The sequence below is a fragment of the Streptomyces sp. NPDC005402 genome (assembly GCF_040606575.1).
Lineage (GTDB): Bacteria > Actinomycetota > Actinomycetes > Streptomycetales > Streptomycetaceae > Streptomyces.
Map to the genome: position 1 here is coordinate 328873 of NZ_JBEXFB010000010.1, position 9991 is coordinate 338863.

The window sequence follows — 9991 nt, forward strand, 5'->3', positions numbered from 1 at the left end:
GGAGAGAGAGGAGTGCTCTCATGGCTCATGCGGCACCCGCGGGCGGGTTCGCCCGGACACCCGATGTCTTCAGCGCCAAGGTGCACAGGGCCGCCAGGTACGGCATCCCGGTCGTGCTCGGGCTGGTCTACGGCTACTGGGCCGCGGCGAACCGCCGTGACGGCGGGCCGATCACCGGCTGGAACGTGCTGTTCGGCTGTGTTACGGCGGTCGCGTTCATCGTGCTGTGCGTCGGCGTGGCGACGTTCGCCCCGCTGCTGAAGCGGGAACTCCACTCGGCCGTGAAGTCCGGCTTCGCCGGGGCGGCCGTCGGGTTCCTGTACAGCCAGACGGGAGAGAGCGTGCTGCGCTCGACGGCCCTCGGGCTCGCGGTCGCGGCGGGGATCTTCGTCGTGTTCTTCTACCGCTACTACACACGCGAGGACGGCGAGGGGAACCGCATCCGCTGACGGACGCGCACGGACCCCGGCAGGACCCCGGCCGGAAGCGGCCGGGGTCCCCGGCTTCCCTCAACTCCGCCCGACGAACGCCGCGCTGACCCAGCCCCGGGCACCGGTGAACCAGTACCAGTACGGGTTGCCGTTGACGCTCTGCCCGCGGACCATGCACGCGATCCGGTCCCGGCTGCCCGGCGCGAGCCGGTGGACGACGGCGGAGTGCGTGGTGGGCGCCGCCCGCACGTCGACCGCGGTGCGGGAGACGACGGTGCCCCGGACCGGACCGCCGCCACCGTGTCCTTCGGCGTACGTGGGCGGGGCTGCCGCCGCGAAGGTGCCCGTCGCGGTGACGGTGAGCGTCGCGCCGGTGAACAGGGCGACAGCCAGGGTCCGCAGGGCTGTGTGGGTGCGCATGAACCGGCCTCCTTCTCCCCGATTCGCGATCCCCCATCCCCGATCTCCCTTGATCCATGAGACACCCGTTCGGGTGAACCCTCCACCGGAGGGCGCAATCCTCCGCTCCACGGCTCGCGCGTCCGCCCGCGACGGTTTTGCCTGGAAGGGTGACCTCCCGTGTCCGTGACGTTCTGTCGGCCGCCCTGATCGCCCTGGCCTGCCTTCTGGTGCCCTTCGGCGCGCTGGCGGCCTGGGCGGCGTACGGCCTCGCCGACACGGGCCGGTACGTCACGGCGATGGCACCGCTCGCCACCGACCCCGCCGTGCGGGACAGCGTCGCGGACGCGGTGGAGGGCGAGGTCGGCGAACCGGTACGGCCCTTCGTCCGCGCCCTCACCCGGACCCGGGCCTTCGGGACCGCGTGGGACGAAGGCAACAGGACCGTCCACCAGGCGGTGTTGAGAGCCGTCCGGGAGGGCGGCCATCACGAGGTGACCGTCGACATCGCCCCCCTCGCCGCCCGGGTGGAGCACCGGGTCACCCTGCCCCGCACCGAGGTCGCCGTGCTCCCGGCCTCCGAACTGGACCGTCTCCGGAAGGGCTACGACGTGCTCGAAGTCGCCGGTTTCTGGCTGCCCGTCACGGCCGCCGCCCTCGCCGTCGCCGGCATCGCGGTCGCCGCCTGCCGCCGCCGCGCCCTCACCGCGACCGCCCTCGGCACGGCGCTCGGCGGCGCGCTGCTGGGCCTCGCCGTCGCCGTGGGCCGCCATCTCACCCTGACCGACCTGCCCGACCCGGTGCGCCGCCCGGCCGCGGGCGCCGTCTACGACGCACTGACGGGCACCTTGCGCACGGTCTCCTGGCTGCTGGTGGCCGTCGGTCTGGCGGTGGCTCTGACCTGCCGGCTCACCGGTCGCTACGGCTTGCCGCCAGGCCGGCGAGGGTCCGCAGCGCCCGTTCCAGATCCGGCACAGCAGTCGACGCGAGCCCAAGCCTGACCGTGTTCGGGGTGCGGCTCGGGTCGACGGTGAAGGAGGGGCCGGGCGTGAGCGCGATACCGAGCGCCGCCGCGGCGGCGGTGAAGGTGTCCGCCCGCCAGGGGACCGGGAGTTCCCACCAGGCGTAGTAGGCGCGCGGATCGGACCGTACGGCGAACCCTTCCAGGCACTCGGCCAGCACCCGCTGCCTGCGCGCCGCGTCGGCCCGCTTCGCCTCGACCAGCCGCGCCACGGTGCCGTCCACCGTCCACCGCGTCCCCGCCTCCAGCGCGAACCGCCCCGCACTCCACCCCCCGGACCGGACGGCGTCCGCCACGGTATCCGCCCGCTCCCGCGGTACGACGAGAAAGCCGACGGTGAGCCCGGGCGCGACCCGCTTGGACAGACCGTCGACGACGTGGGTGAGGGCGGGGGCGTGCACGGCGAAGGGGTCGTCGGCCTCCGCCAGGAACGACCAGATGCGGTCCTCCACGACGGGGATGTCCAAGTCACCCACGACGGCGGCGAGTTGACGCCTGCGCCCGGCGCTCATGGTGACGGAGGTCGGGTTGTGCAGGGTCGGCTGCACATAGAGGGCCGACAGGGGAGCCGTGCGGTGGGCGGCGGCCACCGCCTCGGGACGCGGACCGTCCTCGTCCGTGGCCAGCGGCACCAGCGTGATGCCGAGCCGGGCCGCGATGTCCTTGACCACGGGATACGTCAGTTCCTCGACGCCGAGCCGGCCGCCCGGCCGCACCAGGGAGGCGAGGGCGGCGGCGACGGACTGGCGGGCGTTGCCCGTGAAGAGGATCCGGGACGGGTCGGGCCGCCAGCCGGGGGTGGCGAGCAGGGCGGCGACGGCCTCGCGCGCGGCCGGCGTACCGGTGGCGGCGGCCGGGCGGAGGGCCTCGGTCAGGACGTCGGGGCGCAGCAGGGGTGCGAGGGCGTCGGCGAGCAGCTCGGACTGGCCTTCGACGGACGGGTAGTTGAGCTCCAGGTTGACGGGCGTCCCCGCGTCCTCGATAAGCCCCCTGCCCGGCCGCACGGGTGCGGTGGCCCGCACGAAGGTGCCCCGGCCCACCTCGCCGACGACCAGTCCCCGCCGGACGAGTTCGCCGTACGCCCGCTCCGCCGTCGACGCGGCGATCCCGTGCCGACGCGCGAACTTCCGCTGCGGGGGCAGCCGTTCGCCCGGGCGGAGCCGTCCGGTGGTGATGTCGGCGGCTATGCGGTCGGCGATACGCCGGTAGTCGTGCACGAGGACCCCCTGCGATTGCACTGAGGGCAAAGATTTTATTGCACCGAGAAGCCGGGCCGACCTAGGGTCGGAGTCATGACGCCCACCCCCCTGGTCCTGGTCCACGGCCACCCCTTCGACCACACGATGTGGCGCCCGCAGATCGAGGCGTTCTCCGCCTCCCGCCGCGTTCTCGCCCCGGATCTGCGCGGGTACGGCGGCGCGGCGGCGCTTGCGGACGTCGAGCGCTTCGAGCAGTTCGCGCGGGACATCGAGGCTCTGCTGGACGAACTGGACGTGCGGGCCTGCGTGCTGGCGGGCCTGTCCATGGGCGGCCAGATCGCCATGGACTGCTACCGGCTCTTCCCCGAGCGGATCCGGGGCCTGGTCCTCGCCGACACCTTCCCGGCGGCGGAGACCCCCGAGGGCGTGAAGGTCCGGCACGCCATGGCGGACCGGCTGGAGCGCGAGGGGATGCGCGGGTACGCCGACGAGGTGCTGGAGAAGATGGTCGCACCGTACGCCTCCCCCGAGGTCAAGGCACACGTCCACGGCATGATGACGGCCACTCGTCCCGAGTCCGCCGCCGCGGCCCTGCGCGCCCGCGCCGCCCGCCCCGACTACCGGGAGCTGCTCACCCGGGTCACGGTCCCGGCGCTGGTGGCCGTGGGCGCCGACGACACCTACACACCGGTCGCCGACGCCGAGGCCATGCACACGGTGCTCCCGGAGTCGGAGCTGCACGTCTTCGAGGGGGCGGCGCACCTGCCGAACCTGGAACGGGCGGGGGAGTTCAACGCCGTGCTCGGGGAGTTCCTGGCGAAGGTCGACGCCCGCTCGTAGGCTCGGGACGGTGACCCGCCGAAGACTCGGTATCCGCACCGCCGCCCTGCTCTTCGCCGCCGTGAGCGTGATCCTGGGATGCCGGCTCGCCGACACGGACGGCATCACCCCCGTCCCCCAGCTCCTCGCCTTCCTGCCCTGGCTGCTCGCGCCCGCCGCGGCGGGCCTGGCCCTCGCCCTGCTCACCCGCTGGTGGCCCGGGACGATCTGGGCGGGCGTGGTCCTCGGTCTGCTGGCGTGGTTCATCGCGCCCTACGGCACGGGCACCGAACCGGACGGGCGGGTGCTCGCCTCCTTCCGCGTCCTGACCTCGAACGTCGAGTTCGGCCGGGCCACCGACGCCCTCGTCACCGCGGTCCGCGAGGAGAAGCCGGACATCGTGTTCGTGGAGGAGTGCGAGTACGGCTGCTCGGCGACGCTGAGCCGGTCCCTGTCCGAGGTCTACCCGTACCGGCGGTCCGTGGCGGGCGGCGGCTCGACGGGGTCCGTCGTCCTCAGCCGCTTCCCCCTGAAGCCCGCCGCCGGGATCCCGGACAGCACCATGGGCATGCCCGGGGCCGTCGCCGACATGCGCGGCCACCCCGTACGGCTGCAACTCGCGCATCCGATGCCCCCGCTGCCCAGCCAACTGGACCTCTGGCGAAGCGAGTTGGGGCGACTCCGGAACTTCGCCGCTGCCGCGCACCAGGCGCCCACCGTCCTGGCCGGCGACTTCAACGCCTCCCAGGACCACGCGGCCTTCCGCGCGATCCTCGACACCGGACTGCGCGACGCGGCCCGCCTCGCCGGCTCCGGCCGCACGCCCAGCTGGCCGGCCCGCACCGCCCCGGTGATCGGCGCGCAGATCGACCACGTGCTGGTGTCGGCGGACTTCTCCGCGAGCGACGCCCGCTTCCTGCACCTGACGGACACCGACCACCGTGCCCTGCTGGTGGCCATCACTCTGCACGGGCCCGGTTGACCTGGGTGTTCATAATGACCTCATGTCCCGCATCGGCCTCACCCCGCCCGACTGGCTGGTCCGGAACCTCCAACCGCAACAGGCCCCCGTCAACCGGCCCGCCGTGGCCCGCGCGGCGATCGCGATGACCCTCCCCCTGGCGATCGGCCTCTGGGTCGACCGGCCCCTGTACGGCGCCCTCGCCTCCATGGGCGCCCTCTCCGGGGTCATCGGCGACACCGCGGACGCGTACCGCATGCGGATCCTCAACATCGCGATCCCGCAGCTGTTCGGCGCGGTTGGCGTGACCCTCGGTTCACTGGTGTACGGCCGCGGGTGGCTCGCCGTCTGGGCGGTCACCGGCGTCGCCCTCGTCTCCGGGATGATCTCGACGATCGGCGCGGTCGCCTCGGTCTCGGGACTGCTCCTGCTGCTGAACTCCGTGGTGGGCGCGGGCCTGCCGATGCCGGGCGACTGGTGGCTGGCCCCGCTGCTGATGACCGGCGGCGGGCTGCTCGTCCTGCTGCTGGCCCTGCTCGCCTGGCCGCTCAGATCCGGGGTGCCGGAACGGACGGCGGTCGCGGACACGTACCGGACGGTGGCCGACCTGATGGCCGCCTGCGGCCGTGCGGAGTACGACGAGGCACGGCATGCCGTCACCCGGTCCCTGAACCAGTCGTACGACCTCGTCCTCGCCCGGCGCGCCCGCCACCACGGCCGCAGCCCCGAACTGACCCGTCTGCTGGCCCAGTTGAACGCCATCACCCCGGTGGTGGAGGCGGCCCCGGCGGCCCACCTGTCGGGCAGACCGCTGGCGCCGGAGATCCCCGAGGCGGTCCGCCACCTCGCCGGGGCGGTGGAGACGGGCTACACGGGCCCCATAGGCCTGCGTCTGCCGGTTCCGGTGTCGGAGACGGCCCGGGCCGTCGACCACGCGCTGCGCCACGCGGCCGAGGTCGTCGCCGTACCGGACGTGGACCCGCGCGGCATCGACGACCGCCTCGGCCGCCCGGCCGCGCTCGAAGTCCGGGCCGCCCGCGCGGCGCGCAACGTGGCTTTGTCGGCGGCGTCCTGGCGTTACGGGCTCAGGCTGGCGCTGTGCATCGGGCTGGCCCAGGCGCTGGTCTCCATCGTCCCCGTGCCCCGCTCCTACTGGGTGGCCCTGACCATCACCTTCGTGCTGAAGCCGGACTTCGGTTCGGTGTTCTCGCGGGCCCTGCTGCGGGCGCTGGGCACGGTGGCCGGGCTGGTGGTCGCGGCGGCGGTGCTCTCGCAGGTGCCGCGCGGATGGTGGGACGTACCGGTGATGCTGGTTCTGGCCCCGCTGATCCCAGCCTTGACCCCACGCGGGTACGGCTACCAGACCGCGGCCATCACCCCGGTGATCCTGCTCCTGTCGGACGTCCTCAACCACCAGGGCACGGCCCTGTTGATGCCCCGCTTGCTGGACTCCCTGATGGGCTGCGGAATCGCCCTGGTCGCGGGTTACCTGCTGTGGCCGGAGAGCTGGCACACGCGGGTGGGCGACCGGTTGGCGGAGGCGGTGGCGGACACGGCGGCCTACGTGGAGTCCGCGTTCGGAGACTCTGCGGCGGGGGCTCGAACGCGCCGCCGCCTCTACCGCGACCTGTCCGTCATCCGCACGGAGTTCCAGCGTGCGCTGACCGAACCGCCGCCCATGGGACGCAGGGCGGCGGCCTGGTGGCCTCTGGTGGTCGCCGTGGAGCGCATCGTGGACGCGACGACGGCGGCGCGGGTCCGGGTGCGACACGGGGCGGCCCGCCCGTCCGTCGCGGAGGTGGAGCAGGTGGTGCTCCAACTTCGGGAGCTGGCGGACGGCTTGCGCGAGGCGGAGACCCTGTACGCGGTCCGCACGGACCTGACGGGCCCGGCGGGAAGCGTTCTGGAGCCCCTACGACAGGAAGTGGCGGCCGCAAGAGCGATCACCGCACCCACCTAGGGGCGCGGGGCTGTGTCGATGTGCGGCTCCGCCGCGTGGGCGCGACCAGCCACAGCGGCGCCGCAGCCGCTATACGCCGATGTCACCCCCATCCTTGCGCCAAACAGCCACCACAGCGGGCCGCACCATCCGACCCGCCCCGTCCGGCCACGTACTCGCCGGCTTCTCCACACTCGCCCCGCTGATCTCCCCGGGGTGCTGCACAGCCACCAGCACCCGCCGCCCCTGCACCAGCGGCCCACAGGTCTCGGCCCCGGTCGGCACGGTCAGGAACTGCTTGAGCTCACCCCGCCGCTCGCCCTTCGTGGCCACGCCGAACAGCCCGTCGTGCGAGCCCAGCTGGTTGCCGTCCGTGGAGATCCACAGGTTGCCGTGCGGATCGAAGGCCACGTTGTCCGGGCAGGAGATGGGGCTGACGTCGTCCTTCGGGAACCCGGCGAAGTAGGTGGCCGGGTCCTCCGGGTCACCGGCGACGAGGAACAGCGTCCAGGCGAACCTCGTGCTGTCGGCCCGGTTCCACCGCTCGGTGAGCTCCAGAATGTGGCCGTGCTTGTTGGCGTTGCGGGGGTTGGCCTCGTCGGCGGGGGCGTTCGCGCCGACACCGCGGTTGGTGTTGTTGGTGAGGGCGACGTACACCTTGCCGGAGTGCGGGTTGGGCTCGATGTCCTCGGGCCGGTCCATCTTCGTCGCCCCGACCTTGTCGCCGGCGAGCCGGGTGAAGACGCACACCTCGTCGGCGGTCATGCCCTCGACGTGCGAGACGGTCCCCTTCGCCGTGGCGGTGACCAGCGCAATCCACTCCCCACTGCCGTCGAACTCCCCGTCGGCGGGCAGCTTCCCGGTCCCGTCGATCTCGAGGGCGGGGGAGTCACCGGTGAGCCGGGCGACGTAGAGGGTCCCCTCGTCGAGCAGGGAGAGATTGTGCTCCCGTACGGCCCGCGAGCTCCCGTGCTTCATCCGCTTGCTGCCGACGAACTTGTAGAAGTAGTCGAACCGCTCGTCGTCCCCGGAGTACACGACCGGCCGCCCGTCGTGCGTGAGCCGCACGGTCGCACCCTCGTGCTTGAACCGGCCGAGCGCGGTGTGCTTGCGGGGCGCGGAGGAGGGGTCGTACGGGTCGAGCTCGACGACGTACCCGAAGCGGTGCACCTCGTTGGGCTCCCGGGCGACGTCGAACCGCTGGTCGAAGAGCTCCCACTTGCGCTCGCTGGCGCCCGCCCCGATCCCGTACCGCTTGTCCGTCGCCCGGCCGGCATGGGCGAAGTACTGGTTGAAGTTCTCCTCGCCGTGCAGGGTGGTGCCCCAGGGGGTCGTACCGCCGGAGCAGTTGTTGAGCGTGCCGAGGACCTTCCGGCCCGTCGGGTCGGCGGAGGTTTTGAGCAGGTCGGACCCGGCGGCGGGCCCGGTCAGCCGGAACTCGGTGGTGGCGGTGACGCGCCGGTTGAGGTGGTGCCGGGGTACGACGGTGAGCGCGCCGTTCTTCTTGTTCTCCGCCACGACGACCGCGGACAGCCCGTGCGCCGCCCACGCGATCTCGACCTGCTCACGGGTGGGGGCGGCGGCGTCGTAGCCGCGGAACATGAGGACCTCGTCGGTGTACTCGTGGTTGGCGACGAGCACCTGCCGGCCGCGCTCGCCCGGGAGGGGCAGCAGCGCGAGGAAGTCGTTGTTGTACCCGAACTGGCCGGCCTGGGCGGCGGCGGTCTGCTGGTCCGGGTCGAAGGCGGGGGCGCCGCGCAGGATGGGCTCGCCCCAGCGGACGACGACGTTCTGGGCGTAGCCGGCCGGGATGGTCACGGTGTCGGCGGTGTTGGGCGCGACGGGGGTGAACCGGAGCCCGCGAGCGGCCCTGCCCTTGGGGTGGGACTTGCTCGTGACCTGCTGGGCGGCTTCGGCCGGGGGCGCCGCGACGACGGTGCCCGCGGTGCCGGCCGCGGCGGCGACGGTCACGACGGCGGCGGCCCGCAGCATCGAACGGCGGCTGAGCGCGGTGGCGATGACGTCGCCGACGTACGGGTTGGCGGAGGTGTTCGGCGCCGGGTGGAAGCAGGCGTCACCACACCGGAAACGGCAGGTCAGGGCGGACCGGCCACCAGGATGCGACTCGTTCGACCCATGAGTGGTGCTGATCAACGGCAGCTGTGTGCGCACTTTGCTCTCCCCTTGCTTCCCCTTGAAGCTCGCTTGACGGACGGTAGGCGCGCGTCTGTGCGAGAGCGGGGCGGGGCGATGAACGGTGGATGAATCCCGGGTGGACGTAGCGGAGTTGACGTCACGCGCGGGTGAAGTCCGGAAGTAGGTCTTGACGCCCGGGGCCCCTGCCACCCGCCCCTGCCCAAGATCGCAATCCGGTGCCGCTAACCTTACGTGTCCGTCCTGGCCAGGGATTGACGGGCTACAACTCATGCGAAGGGTTGCGCACATGGGCATTCTCACTCTCCTGCGGAACGCGTTCGGCGGCCGATCACGCAAGGGCGCTGCCACCGAGGCAGAGGGTGCGGTTCCTTCGCAGGAGGCGACGGAACCGAAGCTCCCGTCCCCGGCGACCGAGCCGACCCCTCCGACGGCGGCGGCCTCCGAGCCGACGCCGACGCCGACGCCTGCGGCGGCCACGGTCCCCGAGCCGCGCACCGCCACACTCTCCACCGAGTCCGAGCACGAGCTGGTGGCGGCCGCCTTCGACAAGGTGACGGTCCCGAAGCAGGGGGCTGCGGAGGAGGAGGAACCGGCGTCGACGGAGAAGGCGGGCGCGGCAACGGAGCCCGAGCCGGCGTCGGCCGAGAAGGCGGTGACCGCGACCGAGCGGCCCACCGAGGAGCCGACGGCAGAGCCCGAGGCGTCCGACCAGCAGCAGGCCGCCGACAAGGCAACGCCTGAGGAGCCGACGGCCGCCTCCGCGGTGCCCGGCGAGGAGCCGGCCGCTGAGGAGCCGACGGCGGAGGGCGCGGCTTCTGCGGAGGAGCCGGAGGCTGAGGAACCGGAGGCTGAGGAGCCGGTCGTCGAGGAGCCGGTCGCCCAGGAGCCGGACGCTGAGAAGCCGGTCGTCAAGGAGCCGGTCGCCCAGGAGCCGGACGCTGAGAAGCCGGTCGTCAAGGAGCCGGACGCTCAGGAGCCGGACGCTGAGAAGCCGGTCGTCAAGGAGCCGGTCGCCCAGGAGCCGGACGCTGAGAAGCCGGTCGTCAAGGAGCCGGTCGCCCAGGA

8 protein-coding genes and 1 pseudogene are annotated in these 9991 nt (G+C 73.0%); 6 read left to right on the forward strand and 3 right to left on the reverse strand.

Annotated features, from left to right (window positions below):
- The first annotated feature begins 20 nt into the window (after positions 1-20).
- On the forward strand, positions 21-449 hold the full coding sequence (locus tag ABZT02_RS21880; protein ID WP_356019631.1) for a hypothetical protein: 429 nt from the start codon (positions 21-23) through the stop codon (positions 447-449).
- 60 nt (positions 450-509) lie between these two features.
- On the opposite strand, the gene ABZT02_RS21885 is transcribed toward ABZT02_RS21880, so the two are convergent.
- Positions 510-851 carry an SH3 domain-containing protein gene (locus tag ABZT02_RS21885; protein WP_356019632.1) on the reverse strand — a complete coding sequence of 114 codons (342 nt, stop codon included), beginning with the start codon at positions 849-851 and terminating at the stop codon, positions 510-512.
- A gap of 149 nt (positions 852-1000) precedes the next feature.
- On the opposite strand from ABZT02_RS21885, the gene ABZT02_RS21890 reads away from it, so the two are divergent.
- Positions 1001-1831 carry a hypothetical protein gene (locus ABZT02_RS21890; protein ID WP_356019633.1) on the forward strand — a complete coding sequence of 277 codons (831 nt, stop codon included), beginning with the start codon at positions 1001-1003 and terminating at the stop codon, positions 1829-1831.
- Here ABZT02_RS21890 and ABZT02_RS21895 read toward each other — a convergent pair.
- A complete protein-coding gene (locus tag ABZT02_RS21895; RefSeq protein ID WP_356019663.1) occupies positions 1740-3068 on the reverse strand; it encodes a PLP-dependent aminotransferase family protein in 1329 nt (442 codons plus the stop codon). The genes ABZT02_RS21890 and ABZT02_RS21895 overlap by 92 nt on opposite strands.
- 75 nt (positions 3069-3143) lie before the next feature.
- On the opposite strand from ABZT02_RS21895, the gene ABZT02_RS21900 reads away from it, so the two are divergent.
- The 3 genes from ABZT02_RS21900 to ABZT02_RS21910 are packed head-to-tail and all read left to right on the forward strand — an operon-like array spanning position 3144 to position 6790.
- The gene (locus ABZT02_RS21900) at positions 3144-3890 is read left to right on the forward strand and encodes an alpha/beta hydrolase (protein ID WP_356019635.1); all 747 of its coding nucleotides are present in this window, start codon (positions 3144-3146) and stop codon (positions 3888-3890) included.
- A 10-nt stretch (positions 3891-3900) separates the two neighbouring features.
- Positions 3901-4851: an endonuclease/exonuclease/phosphatase family protein gene (locus ABZT02_RS21905; RefSeq protein ID WP_356019636.1), complete on the forward strand. Its 951-nt coding sequence runs from the start codon at positions 3901-3903 to the stop codon at positions 4849-4851.
- Between the two features lie 22 nt (positions 4852-4873).
- Positions 4874-6790, forward strand: a complete 1917-nt coding sequence (locus ABZT02_RS21910) for an FUSC family protein (protein ID WP_356019638.1) — start codon at positions 4874-4876, stop codon at positions 6788-6790.
- A 69-nt stretch (positions 6791-6859) separates the two neighbouring features.
- On the opposite strand, the gene ABZT02_RS21915 is transcribed toward ABZT02_RS21910, so the two are convergent.
- On the reverse strand, positions 6860-8941 hold the full coding sequence (locus ABZT02_RS21915; protein ID WP_356019639.1) for a PhoX family protein: 2082 nt from the start codon (positions 8939-8941) through the stop codon (positions 6860-6862).
- 271 nt (positions 8942-9212) lie between these two features.
- Between ABZT02_RS21915 and ABZT02_RS21920 the strand changes: the two are divergent.
- A pseudogene (locus tag ABZT02_RS21920) lies at positions 9213-9991 on the forward strand (Toxic cation resistance protein); the annotation flags it as partial.

Excerpts from the sequence above, each read along its gene's own strand:
- ABZT02_RS21880 (WP_356019631.1), top strand. The coding sequence starts at position 21 with ATGGCTCATGCGGCACCCGCGGGCGGGTTCGCCCGGACACCCGATGTC.
- ABZT02_RS21885 (WP_356019632.1), bottom strand. The coding sequence starts at position 851 with ATGCGCACCCACACAGCCCTGCGGACCCTGGCTGTCGCCCTGTTCACC.
- ABZT02_RS21900 (WP_356019635.1), top strand. The coding sequence starts at position 3,144 with ATGACGCCCACCCCCCTGGTCCTGGTCCACGGCCACCCCTTCGACCAC.
- ABZT02_RS21910 (WP_356019638.1), top strand. The coding sequence starts at position 4,874 with ATGTCCCGCATCGGCCTCACCCCGCCCGACTGGCTGGTCCGGAACCTC.